General features: G+C 54.2%; 19 protein-coding genes. 12 read left to right on the top strand and 7 right to left on the bottom strand.

The window, feature by feature from the left end:
* Positions 1–7: 7 nt before the first annotated feature.
* Together CGZ80_RS16130 and CGZ80_RS16125 are read right to left on the bottom strand one after the other, a co-directional pair.
* Positions 8–1,480: a pectate lyase gene (locus CGZ80_RS16130; protein ID WP_094416262.1), complete on the bottom strand. Its 1,473-nt coding sequence runs from the start codon at positions 1,478–1,480 to the stop codon at positions 8–10.
* The gene (locus CGZ80_RS16125; protein WP_158222727.1) at positions 1,480–3,837 is read right to left on the bottom strand and encodes a prolyl oligopeptidase family serine peptidase; all 2,358 of its coding nucleotides are present in this window, start codon (positions 3,835–3,837) and stop codon (positions 1,480–1,482) included. The genes CGZ80_RS16130 and CGZ80_RS16125 overlap by 1 nt, the downstream gene beginning before the upstream one ends.
* Positions 3,838–4,235: 398 nt before the next feature.
* On the opposite strand from CGZ80_RS16125, the gene CGZ80_RS16120 reads away from it, so the two are divergent.
* The 4 genes from CGZ80_RS16120 (at position 4,236) to CGZ80_RS16105 (ending at position 10,211) form a co-directional block, all read left to right on the top strand.
* Complete coding sequence (locus CGZ80_RS16120; protein WP_158222726.1) at positions 4,236–5,420, top strand: c-type cytochrome; 1,185 nt, start codon at positions 4,236–4,238, stop codon at positions 5,418–5,420.
* Entirely contained in the window at positions 5,417–7,741 is a 2,325-nt protein-coding gene (locus CGZ80_RS16115; protein ID WP_094416256.1) for a PVC-type heme-binding CxxCH protein, read from the top strand. The genes CGZ80_RS16120 and CGZ80_RS16115 overlap by 4 nt, the downstream gene beginning before the upstream one ends.
* A 105-nt stretch (positions 7,742–7,846) precedes the next feature.
* Entirely contained in the window at positions 7,847–8,905 is a 1,059-nt protein-coding gene (locus CGZ80_RS16110) for a lipase family protein (RefSeq protein WP_094416254.1), read from the top strand.
* A gap of 142 nt (positions 8,906–9,047) precedes the next feature.
* On the top strand, positions 9,048–10,211 hold the full coding sequence (locus CGZ80_RS16105) for an alpha/beta hydrolase (RefSeq protein ID WP_233148465.1): 1,164 nt from the start codon (positions 9,048–9,050) through the stop codon (positions 10,209–10,211).
* A 22-nt stretch (positions 10,212–10,233) separates the two neighbouring features.
* Here CGZ80_RS16105 and CGZ80_RS16100 read toward each other — a convergent pair whose 3' ends face one another.
* Together CGZ80_RS16100 and CGZ80_RS16095 are read right to left on the bottom strand one after the other, a co-directional pair.
* Positions 10,234–10,923 carry an alpha/beta hydrolase gene (locus CGZ80_RS16100; RefSeq protein ID WP_094416250.1) on the bottom strand — a complete coding sequence of 230 codons (690 nt, stop codon included), beginning with the start codon at positions 10,921–10,923 and terminating at the stop codon, positions 10,234–10,236.
* Positions 10,924–11,131: 208 nt separating this feature from the next.
* Positions 11,132–11,653 carry a hypothetical protein gene (locus CGZ80_RS16095; protein WP_094416248.1) on the bottom strand — a complete coding sequence of 174 codons (522 nt, stop codon included), beginning with the start codon at positions 11,651–11,653 and terminating at the stop codon, positions 11,132–11,134.
* Positions 11,654–11,774: 121 nt separating this feature from the next.
* Here CGZ80_RS16095 and CGZ80_RS16090 point away from each other — a divergent pair, with 121 nt between their 5' ends.
* A complete protein-coding gene (locus CGZ80_RS16090) occupies positions 11,775–12,473 on the top strand; it encodes a hypothetical protein (RefSeq protein WP_143543967.1) in 699 nt (232 codons plus the stop codon).
* Positions 12,474–12,485: 12 nt separating this feature from the next.
* On the opposite strand, the gene CGZ80_RS16085 is transcribed toward CGZ80_RS16090, so the two are convergent.
* Positions 12,486–13,988 carry a sulfatase gene (locus CGZ80_RS16085; RefSeq protein ID WP_233148464.1) on the bottom strand — a complete coding sequence of 501 codons (1,503 nt, stop codon included), beginning with the start codon at positions 13,986–13,988 and terminating at the stop codon, positions 12,486–12,488.
* A 252-nt stretch (positions 13,989–14,240) separates the two neighbouring features.
* On the opposite strand from CGZ80_RS16085, the gene CGZ80_RS16080 reads away from it, so the two are divergent.
* Together CGZ80_RS16080 and CGZ80_RS16075 are read left to right on the top strand one after the other, a co-directional pair.
* A complete protein-coding gene (locus CGZ80_RS16080) occupies positions 14,241–15,350 on the top strand; it encodes a CobW-like GTP-binding protein (RefSeq protein ID WP_233148463.1) in 1,110 nt (369 codons plus the stop codon).
* Between the two features lie 257 nt (positions 15,351–15,607).
* On the top strand, positions 15,608–18,001 hold the full coding sequence (locus tag CGZ80_RS16075) for a heavy metal translocating P-type ATPase (protein WP_094416244.1): 2,394 nt from the start codon (positions 15,608–15,610) through the stop codon (positions 17,999–18,001).
* A gap of 25 nt (positions 18,002–18,026) precedes the next feature.
* Here CGZ80_RS16075 and CGZ80_RS28670 read toward each other — a convergent pair whose 3' ends face one another.
* Complete coding sequence (locus tag CGZ80_RS28670) at positions 18,027–19,475, bottom strand: hypothetical protein (protein WP_233148462.1); 1,449 nt, start codon at positions 19,473–19,475, stop codon at positions 18,027–18,029.
* Between the two features lie 223 nt (positions 19,476–19,698).
* Between CGZ80_RS28670 and CGZ80_RS16065 the strand changes: the two genes are divergently transcribed.
* Positions 19,699–20,142, top strand: coding sequence for a VOC family protein (locus CGZ80_RS16065; RefSeq protein WP_094416242.1), 444 nt, complete (start codon positions 19,699–19,701; stop codon positions 20,140–20,142).
* Positions 20,143–20,149: 7 nt separating this feature from the next.
* Here the strand turns inward: CGZ80_RS16065 and CGZ80_RS16060 are convergent, their stop codons facing one another.
* Positions 20,150–20,869: a hypothetical protein gene (locus CGZ80_RS16060; RefSeq protein ID WP_198953712.1), complete on the bottom strand. Its 720-nt coding sequence runs from the start codon at positions 20,867–20,869 to the stop codon at positions 20,150–20,152.
* Between the two features lie 103 nt (positions 20,870–20,972).
* Here CGZ80_RS16060 and CGZ80_RS16055 point away from each other — a divergent pair, with 103 nt between their 5' ends.
* The 4 genes from CGZ80_RS16055 (at position 20,973) to CGZ80_RS16040 (ending at position 23,853) form a co-directional block, all read left to right on the top strand.
* Positions 20,973–21,503 carry a DUF6653 family protein gene (locus CGZ80_RS16055; RefSeq protein ID WP_198953711.1) on the top strand — a complete coding sequence of 177 codons (531 nt, stop codon included), beginning with the start codon at positions 20,973–20,975 and terminating at the stop codon, positions 21,501–21,503.
* Between the two features lie 298 nt (positions 21,504–21,801).
* The gene (locus CGZ80_RS16050; RefSeq protein ID WP_094416240.1) at positions 21,802–22,197 is read left to right on the top strand and encodes a VOC family protein; all 396 of its coding nucleotides are present in this window, start codon (positions 21,802–21,804) and stop codon (positions 22,195–22,197) included.
* A 41-nt stretch (positions 22,198–22,238) separates the two neighbouring features.
* On the top strand, positions 22,239–22,649 hold the full coding sequence (locus CGZ80_RS16045; RefSeq protein WP_094416238.1) for a VOC family protein: 411 nt from the start codon (positions 22,239–22,241) through the stop codon (positions 22,647–22,649).
* 184 nt (positions 22,650–22,833) lie between these two features.
* Positions 22,834–23,853, top strand: coding sequence for a hypothetical protein (locus CGZ80_RS16040; protein ID WP_094416236.1), 1,020 nt, complete (start codon positions 22,834–22,836; stop codon positions 23,851–23,853).
* The last annotated feature ends 39 nt before the right edge of the window (positions 23,854–23,892 follow it).

Below are 23,892 nucleotides of genomic sequence, written 5' to 3'. Positions count from 1 at the left end.
CTGTCGTTCACTGGGCGGATGCGTGGACCTTCAAATACGCTGCCATCGTTTCAAGGTTCTCGACCACTTCACGCATATCGATCGACGGTCCGTCCGATTTGTGATAACGCATACCGCCGCTGGAAACCCAAAGTCCGTCCTCACGCTGACGATCGATTAACTGACGTACCTTTTGATCGGAAACACGACGCGTTGGAACACCACTAAGTGGTCCGCTCGCGATTATTTTCCGATAGCGTCGCTGCAGGGCATCCACTTTGCTATTGAGTTTAAATCCGTAGTGCGTGGGCAAATCACCGTCGTCGTACGTCAATCTGTATTGCCGGTCGAAGTACAAAGGGCGATTCGTCTTTAGTTCATAGAACCTTGCGACTCGACCATCATTCAGTTCGCACGTTTTCAAGTACTGCAACGCTTGGGGGATCGGCGCCAAGTACTTCTTGTCGCCTGTTTGTTGGTAGACATCCAACAGAGTATCGATCACACCAAATGACTCACTCGTCGTGATCGCCGGAGGTTCGAACTTCCGAGCCCAAATCGGTTGCATTTCCGCGTTGTACTGTTGAGCCCAGGCGGGCTGTGGATCAGGCATCTGGGCGGCAAGCAATGCGTCAGCAAGGCGGACGGCCGATTCGCGATACCGATCATCCCCATAGATCCGATCCGCCTCCCACAGCACCGCCATCGTGTCACGGGCCAAATGATCGTTCAACGTGAACCGATACCAGTACTGTTGATGCCCGAGATACTCCCTTGGCCAGTCATTCGGATAACTTGCTTGCCGCTTCGGTGCCGAATGATCGACTGTTTTTTGGTCGGTCCAAACCTGCGGAAATCCGCCGTTTGCAAACTGCCCCTGACCGAGAAGTCCGTCGAGGCCGTACAAAGCTGCTTCGTGGACCGCTTCGTTCTGGAACCGCAACGTCTCGTCCAACGTGATCAGAAACAACAAAGCAGACTGAGTCTTGTTGTCGTCAAGACTCGACTGATCTTTGGCTTTGCGATGCTCTGGATCGATGCGATAGGCCCATCGCTTGCGACGGTCGGGTTCAAATTCGATCGAGGCCTGCCAACCGCCACTTCGCATTTGACCTTGTCGAAGTGACTCTGCGGCAGCGAGCGCAGCGTCTAAGAACTGTTGCTCACCGGTCGCTTGGTAGAGATGCGTTAGCGCCAAGCCGACCGCCGGCGTTCCCGGCGGTTGGACCCAAACCGTTTCGGATTCGACAACACCCTCGCCTTCCCGCAAACTCAGGTCCGCGGAGTAACGCCACAAGTAGCCGCCTCGTGTGCTGACTTTTTCTGTCAATGTTGCAACGGCACGCTTTGCCGCTCGCAGCGTCTCAGCTGGCAATCCTGAAGCAAACGATTGGGCGGATCCAACAGTTTTATTCTGGCAGAGCGCCCGTGGTGTCCACGAACTGACAACCAACAGAAACGCTAAACCCACTGTCCACTCAATCCGCCTTTTCACTCGCATCAGTCCGCCTGTGGTTGAAGTGTTTCGACAAAGAAATCACGCATTCTGCGTTTTCCATACCGACCACCGTCACTGTGTCCCATCGAAGGCACCACCAAGTAGTCGAAATCTTTGTCCGCTTTGATCAAGGCGTCAGCCAATCGATAGGTCGATTCTGGTGGAACATTGAAATCGAGTTCGCCGACAACCAAAAACAGATTGCCCTGCAATTGTGATGCATTGTCGATGTTACTAGACGCCGAATAATGCGGCCCGACCGGATAGCCCATCCATTGTTCGTTCCAACTTGCTTTGTCCATCCGGTTGTCGTGGCACCCACACGATGCGTATGCCGATTTATAAAAGTCGCCATGGAACACCAAAGCGCCACATGCGTTTTGCCCACCGGCGGAAGTACCAAAAATTCCTACGCGGCTGGCGTCAAGTGCCGGATACTTTTCCGCCGCATCTTTGATCCACTGGATACGATCAGGAAAACCCGCGTCCTTGAGGTTGTGCCAGCACACATCATGAAAGGCTTTGGATCGGTTTGCGGTTCCCATCCCATCGATCTGGACAACGACGAAGCCGAGTGAAGTCAGGTCTTGGTGACGCGCTCCGTGCAGGTACCGTGTTGGCACGTGGGAATCATGTGGTCCCGCGTAGATCGCTTCGATAATTGGATAGCGTTTGGTTGCTTGTGGATCGAATCCTTCGGGGAAATAAATATTCCCCCAAATCTCCGTCTCGCCGTCACGCCCTTTGGTATGAAAACGCTCGGCAGAACGCCAATTGGAATCATCCCCGACGCGTTGTGCCTGAACCAAATCGCAAACCAAACTCCCGTCTTCTGTTTTTCGAAGTTGATGCAGGGGCGGGGAATCGATCCGGCTAGACGTCGTCACCAAGTAATCTTTGTTCGGCGAAAACTCGAACGATTGATCTCCGTTGGCGTCCGTAAGTGGCACCAACGATTCGCCGTCAAGAGTCGCTCGCACAAGGTGCTGGAGATACGGATCTTGATCTTGGTAAAACCCGCCAACCATTAAATCGATCGAACGAGCGTCCTCATCAATGCTTTCGATCTTGCGTACCAGCCACTCGCCTTTGGTGATTGCCAACGGCTCGATCGCATCGTAAGACGACTGAGGATCAAAATGAAACGCACTGTCTTTGTCGCTCAAGTTGACCAAGTACAGGTGGCGAAATCCACTCGCTTCGCTCGAATAGATCACTTCGTCGCTCTCGCCGAAGTAACTGACCAGTGGGACGTTGGGACCGTGCATTGTCCAAATGAATGTCTCCGTCGATTCATCAATTGGCGTTCGCGTTTCGCCAGTCAACGGATCGAAAACGAACAACCGAAAACGCTGATGCCCGCGATCAACTTTCTCGAACGTGATCTGATGATCGCCAAGCCAACGCACTCGCGGACGTCCAAAGTCGACCACCGGTAGTTCACAGGGCAACGCTTCGCCCTTGTCAATATCGATGACAAACAGCTCGTAGTCGTCATAGGGATCACCTGGAAGACGATAGGCATGCTGGCGCACGACTGCTCGGCCTCCTTCTTTCGGCGACGACTCGACCATCGTCACCATTGCGGGCTCGTGGCGGACCAGTTTCCACCCGGCGAGCAACGTTCCATCTGGCGACCACGAGACGTCAACTAAGTCCGCCCCGTTGACGGTCAATAGATCCTTTGCCGAATCGCGAGAAGCTTCCACGTTCCACACGCGCAACGTCGCACTTCGTTCGCCGTCACTGTCCTGTTGTTCGACGGTAAAACGCATCGATTCATCAGGCGAACCGCCGGGAGCAGTGCGGGCGCGGAAACGTCGGCGTGAACGCGGCGTCAAACTTTCCGGCGTATCGAACGTCTTGCTGATTTTCGCTACCAGTGGGCGAGCGCCAGCGACAACGCTTCCATAGAACTTGCGTTCTCCACCAGGGCCTTCGGATGAACGCACCATCCAAGCGTGCCCGCTGAAGGTATGCTGAGTTTTGCTTTTGCCGGGAGCGAGATCGCCATAGCTGGTGGGAAACCCGCGTTGGTCCAACCAATACAACTCGACCGATTCGTCGGCTTCGTTGACAAACGTCAATTCGGAATCTGTTGCCGAGGTCTCTGACACGGGCAGTGGACCACCAGAAAGTGCGTCACGCCGTCCGCCATCTTCACTGGAAACCGTTTCGATCTCACCCGATTCGCAATCCACCTGCCTCGTCACACGCTCACCCGTTGGCAATTCTTCGGTGAACGAAAAATGCGTGTCATCGATCCAACGCGGAATGATCCGTTGGTTGATCGTTCGCGACTCGACGGCGTCTTGTGAGACACAACAACGACCGGAACATGCGACGATTGCAATTGGCATGCAAAACACCACGAACCACCAAGACGACTTCATTTTAGGGAGCATCAGCAATCTCAAAAGAACAAACTCAAGCGTTGGAAATGGATCCGCCTCTGACAGTCGTCGATTGTAGTAGATCCGTCTAGCGAACGTGTTGAGGTTCTCGACGAAGCAATAATCTCCGCCATCCAGACGATTCGACAGACTGGAATCATTGTCTGCGACAACAGCCGATGCGACGCCCTACGAGCGGTTATAGTGTATGCCTCCTGTCTCGCTATCATCCCGCCATTGCACCTCCCGCATCGACCTTGTGGATTCAGATGTCCCGCAAATCAACGCTTCACACCACCCATTCTCTGGGGCGTGACCGCCGCACAAGACACCGGCGGAAAACGTCGAAACTCATTCTTTGCTTGATGCTCTTGTCCCCTGCCCTGCCTTGTCTGCAGAGCATCGCACAAGAACGCACGCGTCGAGACTCCGAAACGGATCGACTTCAACTGATCGTCGATGCCGTGCGATCGACGCACAAAGATTCCGTTCGTCGGTCTCTGATTCGTGGAATGTTGCACGGGCTCGAAGGTCGACGGAACGTCGCCGCGCCAACTGGCTGGAAGTCGCTTGCCAAAGAACTATCGACCTCCGCTGATGTCGAAACGCAGCGCAATGTCCAGCGGCTGTCGCAGATCTTTGGTGATGCCGAAGCACTTGCTCAATCGCTGGCGACCTTGCGCGACGAAGCGGCTTCGATTGAACTTCGACGTTCAGCCTTAGCTGCTCTCGTCACACAGCAATACGACGGTTTGGCGAGCGAACTTGAACCGCTGCTTGCAACGGACAACCTACGAATCGATGCGATTCGTGCCTACTCCATTACAGGTTCGCCACTTGGCCCCGTCTATTTCAAACGACTCTATTCAGCTGCAGATGCGGATACCAAACGTGCCATCGTTGAAACGCTGGCGACACGTAAAGACTATGCCATTGAACTCGTCGCATGGATGAATGAAGGAATCGTCGAACGAACGGAAGTCCCCAGCTATGTGGCACGCACAATGGGTGACCTGCTTGGCAAACAGTTCACAAGCTCCTTCGGCGAAGTCGAGTCACTCGATCAAGATATCGCATCAACGATCGCACGATACAAATCACTGATCACCGACAAAACGCTGCAGAAAGCCGACGCTAGTCGCGGGCGGACCGTATTTGCGAAAACCTGTGGTGCTTGTCACCAAATGTACGGTGACGGTGGAAAGGTCGGTCCGGACCTGACCGGATCCAATCGCGCCAACCTCGATTACTTCCTACTCAACAGCGTCGCCCCCAGCGCCGACGTCCCCGAAGGCTACCGCACGCAGATCATCCAAACCGCCGACGGACGGATCCTGACTGGTGTGCTCGCTGAAGAAGACTCACAGCGTGTTGTATTGAAGACCGTCGATCAACCGCGTCTCGTCGTTTCCAAAGACGACATCGAAGCACGCAAGGTTTCCGACAAATCGATGATGCCGGACGGTCAACTCGACCAATTAAAACCACAACAAGTTCTCGACCTTTTCAAGTACATGCAAACGCGTTCCCAAGTGGAGGTGAAACAATGAGCCAATTCATTTCCCGTTGCGTTCGAACCAAACGGCGTTTCGTTTCGGCCCTGTCGATCGCACTCGCCCTGGCGCCGACCGCGTTCGCACAACAGCTTTTACCCAAGCAACAGCATCGTACGAGCGACGCTCCATTTTTGACGCCTTCCGAAGCCGTTGACAAAATGTCGATCCCAGACGGATTCGACGTTTCTGTCTTTGCCTCCGAGCCGACTTTGGCGGAACCGATCGCATTCTGCTTCGACGATCGCGGACGAATCTGGGTCGTTGAGAACTTGAACTATCGCACACGACGTGAACACACGGATGAGAAAGTCAGTCGAATCCAGATCTTGGAAGACACGAACGGCGATGGAGTTTTCGATACAAAGAAAACGTTCAAAGACGACCTGACGTTCACGTCCGGAATCGCCGTCGGCTTCGGTGGTGTTTACCTTGGTTCACCGCCGAACTTCGTGTTTATCCCCGACGCTGATGGCGACGACGTGCCGGACGGCCCCGCCGAAACATTGCTGGACGGTTGGGGAATCAACGATCGACACGAGACACTCAACAGCTTCATCTGGGGCCCCGATGGATGGCTGTATGGATGCCATGGCGTCTTTACCCAATCAAAAGTCGGTAAGCCCGGATGTGATCCTTCCGAGCGGCAATTCATCGACGGTGGCATCTGGCGTTTCCATCCCGTCACGAGGAAGTACGAAGTCTTCGCGCGGGGTCTCTCGAATCCCTGGGGCTTCGATTTCAATCGGCACGGCCAAGCATTTGCGACTTGCTGCGTGATTCCGCACCTGTTCCATGTCTCACAAGGCGGCGTGTATCACAAACAAAGCCTGCCACACATCAATCCCTACATCTACGACGACATCAAAACCATTCGGGATCATACGCACTTGTCTGCTCATGGTGGCGCCAGGTTCTACCTAGCCGACGCATTCCCGCGTCAGTACCACGATCGATTGTTCATGTGCAACATCCACGAACATGCCGTGCTGACAGACATGATGCAGCCGAGCGGCAGTAGCTTTATCGGCAAACACGGCGATGATTTCATGCCCACCAACGACATGGCTTGGGTCGGATTCAGCATTGAAATTGGTCCCGAAGGCGGTGTCTATATTTTGGATTGGCACGACACCGATGTCTGTGGGAACGCCATCAACTTCCCAGATAGCGGTCGGATCTATCGTGTCATGCCCAAAGAGGCGGAACCAATCGAGAGGCCAAACCTGCGTGCACTCGATGACCTGGATCTAGTGGAACTGCAATTCCATCCCAACGATTGGTACACCCGTCAGGCCCGCGTGTTGTTGCACCACCGTGCCGTTGCTGGCTCATTGAATAAACAAGCAGTTGGACAAGCATTGCAGGAGCGTTTTGGCTCGGCTGTTTCCACTCGCGATCGATTAAGAGCGTTGTGGGCTTGGTATTTGAGTGGCACGCTTTCGCGAAGTCGTTTGTTGGATCAACTCGACCACGACGACGAATATGTCCGATCCTGGGCGGTTCAACTCCTGTGTGATCGAAGCACTGTCGACGCGTTCTACTTGGCAAACGCTGACCACGCTGATCCCCCCATCGAACCAGAAACGTTGCGACGTTTCGTGCAGATGGCTAGCGAGGATCCGTCGCCGATTGTCCGTCTTTATTTGGCATCCGCGGCAATGCGTCTGCCCTATACCGATCGCTGGGAATTGCTCGCCGGTTTAGCAAGTCATGCGTCGGATACGAACGACCCAAATCTGGAGCGAATGTATTGGTTCGCCTTGGAACCGATGGTCCCCGATTGGCCGCAGCGAGCGATCGACTTGGTCATCAACTCGGACATGCCGAAGTTGCAAGAGTTTGTTGCTCGGCGCCTGGCGACTGGAACAGCCGATACCGATTCGAGCAGTGAAGCGGACGCGATCATCGGTAAAATCGCCCCGCAATTTGACGTCCAAAATGTCGGCGAAGGCGGAATCCTCTACCACACCAGCTTTCGCAACCAGCCTGCGATGCAAACGCATCCCGGAAGCCGCGAACAGCCGTGCCAACTCACTCGGACCATTTCGGTGCCCGAGAACAAAGCAACGCTCCTGAAACTGCGAGTGAGCCATCATCCCCACGGAGATTGGCAATTGCGCATCCTTGCCAATGACAAACTCATGGCCGATACGCTCGTCGCGACAAACACCGTTGGCAAGAACGAGTGGCTGGACGTTGCGGTGGATCTGTCAGAGTTCGCAGGGAAAGACGTCCGATTGGTTCTGGAAAACCGGGCCAATAATTGGCAAAACGAGTGGGCGTATTGGAATCACGTCGTCATCACCAGCAAATAGTACTCACACACAATACGCATAGGTAACACATCGGTCTGTCTGTCGCTTGGTTGTTCGAAGTCGCCGATTCCGGTGGCAACAACACCAACGACAGGACTTTGACCGATGAACGTTTCTACATTCAAAAGAATGCTTGCGGTTTGCACTGTTTTTGCGACAGCGTTTTTGGTTGGTAGCCCCGTGCGGGCCCAGACGAAGACTTTCTATCCAATTTTCGGTCGCTCGTATCTACCCGTCGCCGAGAACCATGCATTCGATCATTTCAACGCGATGGACGAAGGCAGCAACCTCGTCAATCGCTATCTACTCGCCCACCTCAGCATGGCGGTGTACAACAACTCGCAACTCAGCGAGCAAGATTACGACGCCTACCTGGACGCACTGTACGCCAACCATGGCGTGATCGAAGTCCAAGGCTTTCATGATTCAACGACCGGTGCCGACGGAGCGATTTTTGTCACCGAGAACGCCGTCATTGTCGCTTGCCGCGGGACGTCCGGCAGCTTCACAAATATCGCTGATCACTATGCGGATCTCGACCACGCAGTCAAGTTGGTCAAGATTGACAATGTGGAAGTTGGTGTCCATCGCGGTTTCTGGGACGCCGCGACTAGCGTCTTTCCCGAAGTTCTCTCCAAGGTCGCTTTGGAAGTCAGCAACGGACGCAAACTTTGGCTGACCGGCCACAGTTTGGGAGGGGCGAGTGCGGCAATGTTGGCATTCAAACTTCAGTACCAAGCCAACCTCCCTGTCCAAGGCTTGATGACCTTTGGTGCCCCTCGTGTCGGTGACTCTTGGTTCCATAAAATCATCGAGCAACCACACGCCGGCGGTCGAGCATTGACCGACTCGACACAGCGATTCGTCTTGGCCGGTGACGTCGCCGCAACCTTTTGGACCGACGGCAACGATATCTACAAACGCAAACACTACTACCTACACTTTGGACACACCCACACGATTTTCAAAGAAGCGGGCGAATACAACTTCGATTACTTCAGCGGCGAGCTCCCGATGGGCTACATCCCACGAACCATGATTCCCTTCATCCTGACGGTGGGGATTCACATGGAGTACGAAGACGCCCTCTTCGAAGAAACCGCTAGTCTGCTGCTTGCCGTCGGTGATGATGAGGTACTCGAGGACCTGCTCATGCTGCCGTAGTCGCCAGACACATCGCGAACCTGTCGTTGACGTGTGTCCTTCGCAAGAGGGGCACACGTTTTTTCGTTGTACTCCAACTGTCGGTATCATGGTGCGAAACCTTCGTCGCTGAACCAGGTTGCAACTTTTGGAGGAACTTCAAATGAAACCATCGACTTTTCTGACTCATCCTTTCCGTCTCAACGGCCCGTCTCGATTGTTTGCGATAGTCGCTTGTTTAGGTACCGTGATGCACGGATCAATCGCCTCTGCACAGGCACCGCCACAGCGATCGGGCACACGGCCAACGTTTGACCAAGTACTACAAAGAGAAGACGCCAATCAGGATGGCGAAATCAATCGTTCGGAATTCAAGGGTCCCGCCCGGCTGTTTGATCGCCTCGACCGGGATGGCAGTGGGGCGATTACCCGCAAGGAATTCGAAGCACGACGCCCTCCGAATACCAATCCCCCTCGACAAGGCAGACCAACAGTGCCCAGCGATGTGATCGTTCAACGTGACGTCGTCTTTGGAACCGGCGGTGGACGCGACTTGAAAATGCATCTTGTCCTCCCCAAGGATAGTACGACGCCACGGCCGGCTTACGTTTGGATTCATGGAGGTGGTTGGATGGGGGGGACCAAAGACGGCGGTGTTGCCAAGGTCACGCCAATGGTCCGCAAAGGATTTGTAGGCGCTACCATCGAATACCGTTTGACTGGCGAGGCCCCGTTCCCTGCACAAATCGAAGACTGCAAATGCGCCATCCGCTATTTGCGTGCTCATGCCAAGGACTACAACATCGATCCCGATCGAATCGCGGTCGGCGGTTCTTCTGCCGGCGGCCACTTGGTTGCCCTACTCGGAACATCTGGCGACGCAAAAGACCTCGAAGGTTCCGGCGGTTGGCAAGACCAATCGAGCAAAGTTCAAGCCGTCGTTGACTTCTTTGGCCCCACGGACTTCCAGCTGTTTGTCACTGCGAGAGGCTACGAAAACCACAATCGCGATGGCTCACCCGAATCCCGTTTGCTGGGCGGCGGCGAAGTGCTTTCCAACCCGGATGGCATCAAACGCGTCAATCCGATTACTTACATCGACAAAGACGATCCACCGTTTCTAATCATTCACGGTACCAAGGACGGAACTGTACCGCCCAACCAAAGCGAAGCGTTGCATGAAGCGTTGGACAAGGTTGGCGTGCAGAATCAGCTTCACCTCATCGACGGTGCGGGACACGGTGGCTCAGCATTTTCTGCTCCGGAAGTGAATCGTATGGTTGAGACATTCTTGTCGGATTGTTTTGCAGATCCAACCGCCGAATGACAATCGATACCGATCCGTCTGCTCATTCGATGGCAGTCGGCAGATGCGCGTCCAGGAACTCGAGCACCCGTTCTCGGTACGCATCGCCGGCATACCGATACAGGTCCTTATGCCCTACTCCGTCAATCAACCAAAGTGACTTGGGTTCGCTCGCGGCCTCAAACATCCGCCGCGTCTCCACTTCTGTGGTCTGTTGATCTTCTCGGCCTGACAAGATCAACACGGGACACTTCACGTCCGCAACGTGATCGATCGGCACCAACGCGTCTGACGGGATACCAAGCCGATACCTCAACTGAAACAGCAGCGCCGCAGACGCGAGTGGCGCAATCGGACCAAGCCTGATCCGCACTCGATTTTCGACCGCATCGGAAATCGTTGAGTAAACGGATTCTAGTACTAAGGCATCAATATCCAGTGGCGAAGCAAGTACTGCGGATGCGCCACCAAGCGATACACCGATGACACCGATCGGCAATTCAGGATGTGCTTGCCGGGCAAATTCGACAGCGGCAGTCGCGTCAAATCGTTCCAAATTCCCAAAGGTGATCTGCTGGCCGCCACTTTCACCATGCCCACGAAAATCAATCAAGACTGTCGCATAGCCCGCTTCGTACAGCATCTGGCTCGATCGACCATCGCCCGTCAATTTCCACGGATTCCATGTAGCAACACGATGACGCCACGGCAATCGCTCGGTACGCAGTGCCATCCTGACAACGTAGCGTCTGAACGACTTTCGATTTCAATCGCAACGGCGTGCAACCCGGACGGTGGATCGCCGACCTGTCTTGGACAAGGAGCCACAAGTCGGCTACCGACAATCCAAGCCATAACGCCACCAATTCCAACTACGGCGATCAATACAAGAAGCGAACGGCGCAACCACACTCGCACGCGATGGCTGACGTGCTTCTCGCTCACGAAGTCGCCCAATCGTATCGCTTTCTAACGTGTCGAATACGTGCTTTCACAGAGGCCGAATCAGCGGCTTCTGCATTGTCCAAGACGGATCGCACATGATCTCGGTACGTCGGATCGGTTTCTGCGATCGCCGCCAGAACGCTAAAGCACCACGCTCGGACGAATTTATTGTCCTGTATCAACAGGTCATTGAGAACCGGCTTCAAGGACTTGGCCGCTCGCAACGGAATCGGATGAACCGACAAAATTTGCAATAGATGCAACCGCGCCGGCCAAGCCGTCACTTGCCGCAAAGCTTTGACGAATTTTGGGATCGATTTCGCGATCAGCGGCTCACCCTCATCACACCAACGTTTCAGTATCCAGGTCGACGCACTTTGCATCGTTTCATCCGTTTGTTCGGCTGCCACCAGCAGCTCTCCAAGCGTGTCCTTGTCACGAGTCAACTCCGCATCAACCTGTTCGAGTGCCGCCGTTTTCTTGCCGTCGAATTCTCGAAGTGCTGCGTAAAGAGACATGAGCGATGTTTGCCGAGGACAGGTAGTGTTGGGGCAAGGTGGAATCAACATCGGAATCGGAACGAGCGATTGTTACAATCCCGCTAGAATCACCGAGGAAACCAAAACGATGCGACACCGAATGCCAATTCATCCCGCAAAACCAACATCGACTTCGACTGATGCACAGCGTTCACGAGCGTCGCAACGGGCAATGGAACGCGAGCAATTGTACCAACGGCGGTTGGCAGCAGCGACGGCAGCAAAACACAAACGCGGTGACCTAGACGACTCATTTCAAGTCATTGTGACGTCGAGCAACAGGCGAACCCTGACAAAGCTTTCTGGCCAACGAAAACGACGATTCGCCACCTACTTCGAACAAGCAATCGGCGAGGCTGAATTACCATGTCAAATCGAGTCTGCCGAACACCACGACGAAATGGCCGCCGTCGATGATCGGTTCTCACTGCCGCTTTACGCGGAGGTCTGTGCGAACTGCCGAGGTGGATGCTGCTTGCGTGGTGGAGACCGAGCCTATTTGTCCGGCGCGACAATCGAGCGAGTCCGACGACAGCATCCCACACTCTCCGATCAGGACCTTTCCGATCGTTACCTCAAATGTCTTCCCGAGTTTAGCTATGAAGACTCCTGCGTCTTCCATAGCGAACACGGATGCGGATTGCCATTCGATCTGCGGTCTGATACCTGCAACAACACGGTCTGCGGCGGCTTAATTGAAATCGATCAACGCCGCCAACTCGACAAACAGCGGAATTTCTTCGTTGCCGCTTGCGACCAGGAAAACGTCGTTCGCTCGATCACCATCCAAGAAGAATAACGCGGTTGCCAATCAGTCATCCAGCTCCGTCGGCGGAAACCGCTTGCGAGCATCACTGTCAACGGGTTCGCCCCGGTTTTGATTCCACCACTCCCCTGCTCTATCCGGATCGTAGTTCGGATTGTTAATCGGCATGCGAGCAATAACCTCGGTCCGCCAATCGCCAAGTTTCTTACGCAAGTCAGCGACACGCCCCTTCTTTTCACTCGCAAGGTTTGTTGACTCTCCGATGTCATTGGAAAGCTGATAGAGTTCCAAGTCTCCGCTGCCATCAATGTACTCGATCAGTTTCCAATCACCGTCGCGGATCGCACTCGCGGGTCGATCATGGTGATAGTGCGGATAGTGCCAATACAACGGCCCACGATTCAAATCCATGGTGGGGTCTTCAAGAAGCGGCAACAAGCTGACGCCGTCGATCGTTTGTGTTTCCGGCAGCGTTCCGCCAGCTAGATCAACGAAGGTCGGGTAAAAATCGTAGCTAATGCAGGGCTGATCACAAACCAACCCCGCCTGCTTCGATTGCGGATAATTGATGATCAGCGGAACCCGAATCCCGCCTTCGTGAAGCGAACCTTTTTCGCCGCGCAGTGGCTGCTGACTACTGACCAAATCGTCGGCAGCCTCACGGTAGTCATACCGCTTGTAGAGTCCGCCATTGTCGGAAGTAAAGACAATCATCGTGTTGTCCCTGATACCCGCTTGGTCAACCGCATCAACGATTCGCCCCACCATGTCATCCACATGCTCGGTCATCGCGGCATACACAGGGTGCGGCAACTCGCGTCCCAATGCTTCTGCTTTGGCGCGATACTTCTCGACCTTCGACGACATGGCTCCTAACGGAATATGGACCGCAAATGGCGACACCATCAAAAAGAAAGGCTGGTCGCGATGCGACCGAATAAAATCGACGCTCAGATCAGCTTCGAAATCAGTTCGGTACTGATCAGCCCCAGGTCGAAAGTCACTCTTTCCTTGGACGCGATACCGACCTGGCAAATGGGGCCCATTGATGACCGCACTCAATTCATATCCCTGACGATCCGGTTGGAACATCGCTCCATTTCCTAGGTGCCATTTGCCAATGTATCCGGTCGAGTAGCCGGTCTGTTGCAGCGATTCTGCGACCGTGACGACGTCCAGAGGCATAGCCATTGTTGTTTGAGGCGTGATGACACGTTCAAAAGGACGCCAATGCCCAGGGATGTGAGCCGTGATACCGATGCGAGCTTGATTTTGCCCGGATTGAACGGCACATCGAGTAGGCGAACAGACAGCGCCGGCGGCATAGAAGTTCGTAAAACGCACCCCGCCCCGTGCCAACGCGTCAATATTTGGCGTTTCAACAAAATCATTGCCATAGCAACCAATGTCTTTCCATCCGAGGTCGTCGATGAATACCAAAATGACGTTCGGCGCCGCGTTTGCTGGCGTTCCGCGCCCGATCATTAGTGCCACCATGCTGACGGCGGCGACGGCCAGTATCCGTAAGGACAAATGCGCTGGGTTCATAAATCAAGCTCACAGGAGGGCGAACGCCGGTCCTCAAACAATTGGACGTGGCAGGACGATTGGACTTGGGAAGGGGAAGCCAACAGTTTAACACTCGAGCGACAGCTCAGTGCGGCAAACAGCTCCACGCCGACAATGGTGCAAGCTTGACAACAATCTAGTGTTCGTCAGAATGTCAGACTGTGCGGTATGCGTCTGCACTTCCCTACACTCCCTGAATTTCTGATCCGCTTTCACCTACCAACCCCACCAATGTCGCAACCTATTCGCTTCGTCATGATCGGCGGTTTTCTAGGCGCCGGAAAGACCACCCTGATTGCCAAACTAGCCCGCCATTATCAAGAACAGGGCAAACACGTCTGCGTGGTTACAAACGACCAGGCGGCAGGTCTGGTTGATACCGAGTTGCTACGCAGCCAGGGACTAAACGTCAACGAAGTGGCCGGATCGTGCTTCTGTTGCAATTTCCACGGCCTGACCGATGCGATGGATTCGTTTGAAAAAGATCAACGTCCAGATGTGATCCTGGCCGAACCAGTGGGCAGTTGCACCGATCTGGTCGCTACGATCGCCCTTCCAATGATGGAACGCCTTGGCGAAAAGTTTGTCCACAGCCCCTACGCCGTCGTCCTCAAACCCAGTCACGGACTAAAAATCCTGACCGGAAGCAGCGGAAGGGGCTTCTCCGAAAAAGCCGAGTACATATTTCGGAAGCAACTCGAAGAATCAGAATTGGTGCTGATCAATCGAATCGATGAACTGACCGCCGATCAACAAACGCAATTGCGGGACTGCATCGAAACGCAATATCCCGGTCGCCCAGTGATCGGCATCTCAGCGAAGACGGGCGAAAACTTGGAAGCTCTCTACGACGCATTGGCTCAGGAACCCACTGCGAGAGAGAAGTTGATGGAAGTCGACTACGATGTCTACGCAGAAGGCGAAGCTGAACTCGGATGGTTAAATGCGACGGTCACGCTTGTCGCCGACGCTGCCGTTCCTCTCGACGCGATTGCACTAACGATTGTTGATCGACTTCGTGCACGACTCGATGAACTCGATGCCGAACCCGCCCACCTCAAAGTCCTTTGCTCATCGCAAACGTCAGTTGCTGTCGCAAACCTGGTTAGCAGCGATACCCCGACAATGCTTTCTGTTGCGGCAGATACCAGCAGCGACTCGGCGACGCTATTGATCAATGCCCGTGTTAGTCTTGCCCCAGAACCACTCCAAAAAGTGGTGACTGAATGTGTCGCAGAGTTGGCGACGCAGTTTAAAGCCAAGACATCAGTCGAAACCATCGAGAGCTTCCGACCGGGCCGCCCTGTGCCGACGTTCCGCGTCGAGTCGACCAGTTCGTGATCGCTGCTGCCGGCAAATGAGCTTCCGGCCAATGATTATCCGCTAGGGCACAAACGGATCGCCTCTTCTTTGCAATTCCGATCGACGAATCGCTTGCCGCGCTAAACGGTACGCGATTCGCACGCTGCGTAAACGACGTCCAATCGACCGCAGCGTCTCACTTGAATTCAGACGCCTCCCAATCCAACGACTTGCGGTCAGCAACGACACCAAGACGAATCGTTCCGATCGCTTGTTGGAACGAAGGAGAGTGCTTTATGACGACCGAAACAGCAGCGAAGACAACCGACCCGGTCTGCGGCATGTCTGTTAACCCAGACAACGCACCGTCGCACCAGTATGAGGGCAAAAAATACTACTTTTGCAGTTCGAGTTGTGCCGGCCGGTTCCGAGAGTCCCCAGAACAATTTCTCAAACTGACAGACGCCCCAAACAACAGTGATGAGTCATGCTGTGGGAATCACGCGCATGCTGATCGCAAATCCCACAAGCGAAGCGTAAATGATTCGCCGGGTGACTCTGGTAGCTCAACGAAGATCTATACCTGCCCGATGCACCCCGAGGTCGAACAACAAGGACCAGGGGACTGCCCCATCTGCGGGATGGACCTCGAACCAAAATCCGGCTCGGCGGACCCATCCGATAATACTGAATACCAACGCATCAAACTGCGGTTTTGGATTGCCGCTGCTCTGGCGGTTCCGCTTCTGGTCGTCGCGATGGGACCGATGGTCGGCTTCGATGCGACCGATTGGATCAGCAATCGCGCATACGGTTGGCTGCAATTCGCGTTGGCCGCACCGATCGTCTTCTGGTGTGGTTGGCCGTTGTTGGTCCGAGGATTCAAGTCGTTCGAAACGATGAACTTGAACATGTTTTCCTTGATCACCGTCGGTAGTTTGGCGGCGTTCTGTTTCAGCTGTGTGGTCGTGCTGTCGCCGGCAATCATCCCAGAAGCGTTTACCGAGAACGGTCGACCGCCGTTGTACTTTGAAGCGTCAGGCGTGATCATCACTTTAGTTTTGCTGGGTCAAGTTCTTGAACTTCGAGCGCGAAATCAAACGGGCGGCGCAATCGAAGAGTTGCTCGAATTGACTCCAGAGACGGCAACTCGAATCGATTCATCCGGTGAAGAACAGGAGATCCAACTTTCGGAGGTCCGCAAAGGCGATCACCTTCGTGTTCGCCCCGGCGACAAGGTGCCGGTTGATGGCGAAGTCGTCGAAGGCTCCTCCTCGATCGACGAGTCCATGCTGACCGGTGAACCAACGCCAGTCGAAAAATCGAAAGGCGATTCGATCACCGGGGGCACGATCAATGAAAATGGCTCACTGGTCATCGAAGCAACGAGTGTTGGAGACGAAACGGTACTCAGCCGGATCGTCGAAATGGTTGCCGAAGCACAACGCAGTCGGGCCCCCATTCAAAAGCTTGCCGACATCGTCGCTCGTTACTTTGTCCCGTCAGTGATCGCCTGCTCGATTCTGGCATTCATCGGATGGGCCGTATGGGGCCCTGATCCAAAGCTCGCACATGCGTTTATCGCGGCGGTTGCGGTCTTGATCGTAGCTTGTCCATGTGCACTGGGATTGGCGACTCCGATGTCGGTGATGGTCGGTGTCGGTCGAGGCGCCAAAGGCGGAGTACTGATCAAGAACGCCGAAGTTCTGGAAACGATGGAAGAAGTCGATATGATCGTCGTCGACAAAACGGGAACGTTGACAAAGGGCAAGCCCGAAGTGACCGACGTCGTCACGTTCGGCGATGTAGACGAGAACGAACTACTCTCCATCGCGGCAGCGGTTGAACGGCATAGCGAACACCCGTTGGCGCAGGCCATCGTCAATGCCGCTGAGCAATGGGACAACACGGATCGACAAACTGCTGACCATTTCGACGCGATGTCGGGAATCGGAGTCACCGCAAAAGTCGACCAGAGTACGATTCTGATCGGCAGTCGCAAATTGCTCGAACAAAATAGCATCAACCTCGATAGCGCACGGGAAACCCAATCAAGCGACCTGCAATCGGCGGGTGCGACCGTCGTCTATGTCGCCCGAGACAATCAAGCGATGGGGATGATCGCGATTTCGGACCCGATCAAAGATAGCACGCCGTCCGCATTAGAGTCACTTCATGAACTCGGGCTGCGCGTGGTGATGTTAACGGGTGATGCCGAACCGACGGCCAAGGCGGTCGCGAATCAACTGGGACTTGATGAAGTCCATGCAGGAATTTCCCCAGAAGAAAAGCAGCGACACGTCAGCGAATTGCAAGATCAAGGTCATCGTGTCGCGATGGCGGGCGACGGGATCAATGATGCGCCGGCACTCGCAGCGGCGGACGTCGGAATCGCAATGGGGACGGGAACTCAGGTCGCGATCGAGTCGGCAGGCATCACACTTGTCGGCGGCGACCTAAGTGGCATCGCTTCCGCCGCACGGCTTAGCCGAAAGACAATGTCAAATATTCGTCAAAACTTGTTCTTTGCGTTTGTCTATAACGCGATCGGAATTCCCATCGCTGCGGGTGCCTTGTATCCGTTCTTTGGCATTTTGCTCAGCCCGATGATTGCAGCCGCCGCGATGAGTTTTAGCAGTGTTTCGGTCATTGCGAACGCACTGCGGCTCCGTGCTATCAACTTGAGATAACAGTTTCGGCAACTCGATTCTGACTTTAGGACCGGGTGCGACGAAGGTCGATGCTTTGCGACTCCGCGCCTGGTAGCAGTAAGTTCGAGTGCAGCGGCTGGGCGACGACTCCACCAAATCGAGCTTCGCTAACAATCACTGGTCGTCCCAGGATGGTGCAAATGACGGAACCACAATCCGGATACTTGACCTCCGTTTCACTTTCATAGCCACAGTCCAACCCACCTGACAGACTGTGGTTTCCAAACCGTAAGCGTTTGCCCTGACCATCTTCGGCTAATCTCAAACAGTCGTGGCAAATGTACCAAGGGTATCTCGAAAACGCCGCCAACGACTTTGCACAGACAGGGCAGCGGTGATTCGGTAGATTTTCACCGGTGTCCCGTTTTTCTTTCGCCTGCCGAAATGAATCAACCAACTCGGTCACCTGTTCGTTCGGCGAACGATGGCTGACGATTGTCGCTGTCAGTTGGTAGGCGCGGAATTTAATGCACGCACGTTTGATCGCGCGAATGATCCAATCAAGCGAATTCCCGAATGCGCCACCTCCTAACAACGTCAAATAAAGCTCGCGGTTTTGGGTCTGCCTCCCATTCAACACCGCGGCGGCAAACGTTGCTTCATAGGCAGCCTCCAAGATCAACGTCGCGAACGCTTTCCATTTCACGGCTTCGACATCGCTATACGCGACCGGCATTGCGGAACAGTAAACCTGCGTCACGGCATGCTCACACTGTCCGATCGTCACCTGAGTATGACTTTGAACGCCCACTTTGACGTTCGCACGTAGTAGATCAATCTCCTCGTCCGACATGACGTCTAGCTGAGCATTGATCTCGCGCAAGCCTTCGGACGTGGGTAAGGCGTATCCGTTCTTCATCGTCCAAAGACGATTTCCATCATTGCCGAGTTGCCTTCCAACTTCTTCGAGGCAATCGATTTGATGGTGCGCAGACTGGCCAATTCGATCTCCCAGCGGGACAAAGTAGTTCCGGAAGATCGTTCCTGCACCACAAGCGACGGCACAGGCGGGCCCCTGCGTCGGATCGTTTTCATAAATGCCAACGCCCTGCTCTGGCGTGATACTGGGCGATACCATTTCCAGCAAGTTGAATTGAGAAGCGACTTGAAATGTCGCTCCTGCGTTGCCAACACTGCCATGCAAATCTCGCACATCAGCGACCTGCTGCTTGACGGAAAGGGTCCCCGCTTGGGTCTGCAACGCATCGAGCCGCTGTCGCAATTCGCCGAGAGAGACGACTTCAAGCCGACCTGCCTGGTATTCGCGTCCGTTGACAAGTGACGTCAACTTGCCGTCCGCAAACCGCAGCCCATCCTGCACGCCTGCGACACCGTTTTCACGGAAACCGGTCAAGCGAGAAAACCAATCTTCACCAGGATTTGGCGACGAGACGGAGTTCGGAGTTTTATCCGGAACTGATGCCCCGGAAAACGGCTCAGAAGACGAAGACATAGCGAGATAGCCTCACGCTAGAAAGCTGGCCAACGCAATGCGATCGACCGGGAAAACTTGGCGATACTCGTTTTACTCTCGACATCATCTGCCTGTAAACCAGCATCGCAGCCCAGGACTTGACGTTCGACCGTAAAACTCACTCGAATAACGTCAACACGAGACGACTAAAAATTCAACTTCGACAACGTCAAAACAGTACCACGACCAGGGCGAGAGCAGAATGAATCAAATCCACGAAGCCTATCCCTACCTTCGCGTTCGTGATGCGAACGCTGCGATCAAGTTTTATCAACAGGCGTTTGATGCGCAAGAGGACTTTCGACTCAGTGAGCCCAACGGTCGCGTCGGTCACGCAGAACTCAAATTCGGTGACGCGGTCGTGATGGTTTCCGACGCCTATCCTGAATACGGTATCGAACCGCCAAGTGATTCCGGCACCGTCGGATTTTGCATCCACCTTCATGTGGACGATGTCGACGCGATGACCGAAAAAGCGATTGCCGCAGGAGCGACTTTGACGATGAAGCCAACGGACCAATTCCACGGCGAACGATCAGCGAAGGTCCGCGATCCCTTCGGCCACGAATGGTACATCGGCTCGAGCATCGAAGAAGTCTCGCGTGAAGAAATGCAGCGACGCCTCAACGAACTTTGTGGCGAATAGATCAACGTCATTCGTCGTTTTGTTCGCTAGGCTTGTCAATGACAATCTTAAACAAGATCGTGTTGTCTTTCTTTAGATCCGGTCCCCAAATCAGCTTTGCTTGGTCGTCCCACTGAATTTGATCATAACCATCTTTGGGACGAACCGCGGATTCTGAGTATTCGCTGGACTGCCTCCAATCAGCGGTTGAGAATTCAGCAGTCTTCCAACCTTCAGGTTCCTCCAATTCGGTGAAAGCACAGGGTCCTTCTCCCGCAACTGGATCCGACAACTCAGCACAAGCTTCCTGAACAGGGCCGTGGTGCAACACATAGCACCGCCACTTTGAATTCGTGCCAGCGATCAACTTCCCAGACGAAGCTTCGCGAAATTGGGCGATCAAACCACCGTCGCCGAGTTGTTGTTTTCGCGTGCCAATGTACTCAAGCCCTGACGCGTTCTCTTTGAAGTCCTTCGCAACCAAATTCAAGACGATGGGATAGTCTGCCTTGAACGTAAAACATTCTGCATTGAAGGAGCGTTCAGTTTTGATACTGACCGAATCTTCGATCAGCAAGTCGTCTCCCAAATACAATGCGAACCAATTGTCTGCCCAGATATCCGCCTCAATCGTTATTGCACCTTCACCGTTGTTCAGCAGCACGCGTTTCGGCGCCGGCTTACGCCCACAACCCGCGATGGCCAATAAAATCAGAATGATTGGTAGCGACTTGGTTATGGCGATCATATTCCCCGATCTCACGATCTCTCTTTGAAACAATTTGGTTGCCGATCTCCAGTCGAACACCGGAGCGTCTCAAAACTGAAGCGGCACCGCACAGGATAGCAAAATGGAATCCAACGAAAGCAGTCGCCTCGAACGGATGACCGAAAAGGCGATGGGGATGAGTGATGCAACTTGGGAACGTCACGCAAATCCATGGAGCGGTTGGACGCGGGTGGCAACGATGCCACTTCTAACGGTGGCCATCTGGTGCCGTGTCTGGATCGGATGGTGGTCGCTACTGCCGATTTCAGTTTCCGTCGTCTGGATCTGGATCAATCCACGATTGTTTCCGCCTCCGAAATCACTCGACAACTGGATGTCGCGTGGTGTTTTGGGCGAGCAAATCTGGCTTCGAGCGAAACCGGGTGAAATCGCCTCGCACCATCGTCCCGTCGTCAAATCCACCAGTGCAATTGCGGGAATTGGCGGCCTAGTCTGGATCGCCGGACTGGTTCTTTTGGATCCCACAAGCACCATCGCCGGAATGGTCGCTTCGATGCTTGGGAAACTCTGGTTCGTTGATCGCATGGTTTGGATTCAGCGGGAAAACTCCCCTCTCGCTGGCACTGCAAAGCCAGCGCGAGTAGCCGACTGACGTTTTGTTCCCGGTGCGACACTCACCCCAAACGTCCCTCTTCGACTGGGTACTAGAGCCGATGGCTGCGGAAAGAGTGCCGGAACAGGTGAAAATCTCCAACAGTGTCGCCGCGACAGACGCAAAAATGCCTCGTGCGAAAGAACTTGTTTGTTTCTTTGTAAGCACGTCGATTGTGTCTTTTCCCAATCGACAACCTCTTGGATACGGCTTGGTCATGGAATGATCACACGTCTAGGCCCACCCAAGTTCAATCGCCGCTCAATCTTTCAGTTCAAATCACAGAGGATTTTGATCGATGGCTCCCAACCCAGTTTGCTGGTTCGAGATTTATGTCAACGACATGGATCGCGCGACTGCTTTTTACGAAGCCGTCCTAGCAACCAAACTCGAAACTCTCGATTCGCCGATGCCCGAGTTGAAAATGAAGACCTTCCCGATGGCGATGGGATCTCCGGGCGCCGCAGGCGCCCTTTGTCAAATGCAAGGCGTCGAAGCTGGCGGAAGCGGCACGATGATCTACTTCGCCTGCAAAGACTGCGGCGTCGAAGCGTCGCGTGTTGAGGCTGCTGGCGGAAAAATCCACAAGCCTAAAACATCCATCGGCCCGTACGGATTCATTGCGATCGCCGTAGATTCCGAAGGCAATATGTTCGGGCTTCACAACCCACCTGACTCGGCAGAAGCCTGCTAAACCCTGACTTTTTGTCCCACACCCCCTCTCATTCAATCCCAATGTCCAAATCAATTTTCGTGAACCTTCCCGTTCTGGACCTGCCCGTGTCGATGCAGTTCTACGAAGCGATCGGCTTTAAGAACAACCCGACCTTCACCGACGAAACCGCCGCATGCATGGTATGGAGCGAAACGTTTTCGTTAATGCTTTTGACTCATGCAAAGTGGAAAACATTCACCGATCGGCCGATCCCACCTCCCAATCACAGTGAGGTGATGGTGGCAATGTCGCTCAATAGCCGTGAAGCGGTGGACGAGGTCGCGAAGTTGGCTGGCGAAAACGGCGGCACACCTGATGTGACACCCGCGCAAGACTACGGTTTTATGTACACACGTTCGTTTGCCGATCCGAGTGGGCACGTCTTCGAGCCCATGTGGATGGATCTTTCTGCGATGCCCACCTCAGAATAGACAATCGAAGCGCAACGCCCGGCACGGATTACGATCCCGCCGAGCGTTGTATCGTCGCCTAGCCTCATCGACCTCCGTCGATTCGATATACTCCGGCTCTCCGCGAGTGATTCCGATCGATCCGATTTCTGTCTTGCTCCGGGGAAACTCGTACCATAGCTAGACAGTTAACTTTCGGACGGAAATGTTTGGATCACCGCTTACCAGGGCCATTCGACGCGGACTGAAGCCCAACGCTGACCTGCAGGTTGAAATACGTTCGATCGGTGATTATTCGATCAAATCTCGCCGAGATGCATTCGCGATCGTTGAAGCACTGCGGTCTGTCTCGCGTCAAATCGCACGGTCGAATTCAACGGCGACAATCGAAGATTTGCCGGTTTTCTGTCTTGCCGCCCTTTTCCAAGACATCGAGAGCGTCGATGTGCCCGCCTTCGAAATCATGGCAACCGAAGGCATCGCAGAGCTGATTCAAATCTATGACGAGATGCTTCACCTCGATACCGAAGCGCACATCAGTGATTTGCTATTCATGCTGAAGATCTTCGCAATGTATGGCTCGAAGCCCGGTAGCGAACGGATCATCAAAGCCGTGAAACGTCCCCTCGCCCCCGAAAACTATATGTGGGGTCCGGTGCTGCAGATGTTCTCCAGCGATCACCCTTCTGTTCGTTCAATCTTGCAACGCATTGCAACCCCAATCCCTCCAGGATTTATCGCCGTGAGCCTCCTTGACGTTGGCAACGTCAACTCGCTCGAGCATCAAATCGAACCACATCCTTTCGATACAAAAGACGGTATCTCGCAACTTCGATCTTGGATCTGTTCGTCCGATCCTGACGAGTTCAGCTATGCGCATAGCGCAACCGCAGCGCTCCCCTTCCTAAGTTCCGGCGATCGCGACGAGCTGTTGAATTTGTCAATGCAACACGCTGATGTCGGTGTCCAAATCGAAGCCGCTTGGGCGGCGGCAAAGCTTGGACGGTCTGAAGGCATCGACGCACTCGTTCGCTATTGTCACGATGTTTCCCATAGCGAACGCGCAAGCCACTACCTTCAAGAGCTGGATCTCGCTGAGAATATTCCCGCTGAAACACAGGACGAAACGTTTCGGGCTCGAGCAACCTTTGCGAATTGGCTGGCCCATCCAAACGAACTTGGCAGTCCCCCCGATGAAGTCGAAGTGTCGATTCGCGACAACTGAAGTGGCCGACTCATGATGGACCGACACAGTTCTGGCTCC

Origin of the sequence: Rhodopirellula sp. MGV, assembly GCF_002251265.1 — a bacterium.
GTDB classification, from domain to species: domain Bacteria; phylum Planctomycetota; class Planctomycetia; order Pirellulales; family Pirellulaceae; genus Stieleria; species Stieleria baltica_A.
This window is presented reverse-complemented; position numbering and strand designations above follow the sequence as displayed.

Bases quoted from the DNA above. Each gene is read 5' to 3' on its own strand.
- CGZ80_RS16130 (WP_094416262.1), bottom strand. From the start codon at position 1,480: ATGCGAGTGAAAAGGCGGATTGAGTGGACAGTGGGTTTAGCGTTTCTG.
- CGZ80_RS16125 (WP_158222727.1), bottom strand. From the start codon at position 3,837: ATGCCAATTGCAATCGTCGCATGTTCCGGTCGTTGTTGTGTCTCACAA.
- CGZ80_RS16120 (WP_158222726.1), top strand. From the start codon at position 4,236: ATGCTCTTGTCCCCTGCCCTGCCTTGTCTGCAGAGCATCGCACAAGAA.
- CGZ80_RS16115 (WP_094416256.1), top strand. From the start codon at position 5,417: ATGAGCCAATTCATTTCCCGTTGCGTTCGAACCAAACGGCGTTTCGTT.
- CGZ80_RS16110 (WP_094416254.1), top strand. From the start codon at position 7,847: ATGAACGTTTCTACATTCAAAAGAATGCTTGCGGTTTGCACTGTTTTT.
- CGZ80_RS16105 (WP_233148465.1), top strand. From the start codon at position 9,048: ATGAAACCATCGACTTTTCTGACTCATCCTTTCCGTCTCAACGGCCCG.
- CGZ80_RS16100 (WP_094416250.1), bottom strand. From the start codon at position 10,923: ATGGCACTGCGTACCGAGCGATTGCCGTGGCGTCATCGTGTTGCTACA.
- CGZ80_RS16095 (WP_094416248.1), bottom strand. From the start codon at position 11,653: ATGTCTCTTTACGCAGCACTTCGAGAATTCGACGGCAAGAAAACGGCG.
- CGZ80_RS16090 (WP_143543967.1), top strand. From the start codon at position 11,775: ATGCCAATTCATCCCGCAAAACCAACATCGACTTCGACTGATGCACAG.
- CGZ80_RS16085 (WP_233148464.1), bottom strand. From the start codon at position 13,988: ATGAACCCAGCGCATTTGTCCTTACGGATACTGGCCGTCGCCGCCGTC.
- CGZ80_RS16080 (WP_233148463.1), top strand. From the start codon at position 14,241: ATGTCGCAACCTATTCGCTTCGTCATGATCGGCGGTTTTCTAGGCGCC.
- CGZ80_RS16075 (WP_094416244.1), top strand. From the start codon at position 15,608: ATGACGACCGAAACAGCAGCGAAGACAACCGACCCGGTCTGCGGCATG.
- CGZ80_RS28670 (WP_233148462.1), bottom strand. From the start codon at position 19,475: ATGTCTTCGTCTTCTGAGCCGTTTTCCGGGGCATCAGTTCCGGATAAA.
- CGZ80_RS16065 (WP_094416242.1), top strand. From the start codon at position 19,699: ATGAATCAAATCCACGAAGCCTATCCCTACCTTCGCGTTCGTGATGCG.
- CGZ80_RS16060 (WP_198953712.1), bottom strand. From the start codon at position 20,869: ATGATCGCCATAACCAAGTCGCTACCAATCATTCTGATTTTATTGGCC.
- CGZ80_RS16055 (WP_198953711.1), top strand. From the start codon at position 20,973: ATGGAATCCAACGAAAGCAGTCGCCTCGAACGGATGACCGAAAAGGCG.
- CGZ80_RS16050 (WP_094416240.1), top strand. From the start codon at position 21,802: ATGGCTCCCAACCCAGTTTGCTGGTTCGAGATTTATGTCAACGACATG.
- CGZ80_RS16045 (WP_094416238.1), top strand. From the start codon at position 22,239: ATGTCCAAATCAATTTTCGTGAACCTTCCCGTTCTGGACCTGCCCGTG.
- CGZ80_RS16040 (WP_094416236.1), top strand. From the start codon at position 22,834: ATGTTTGGATCACCGCTTACCAGGGCCATTCGACGCGGACTGAAGCCC.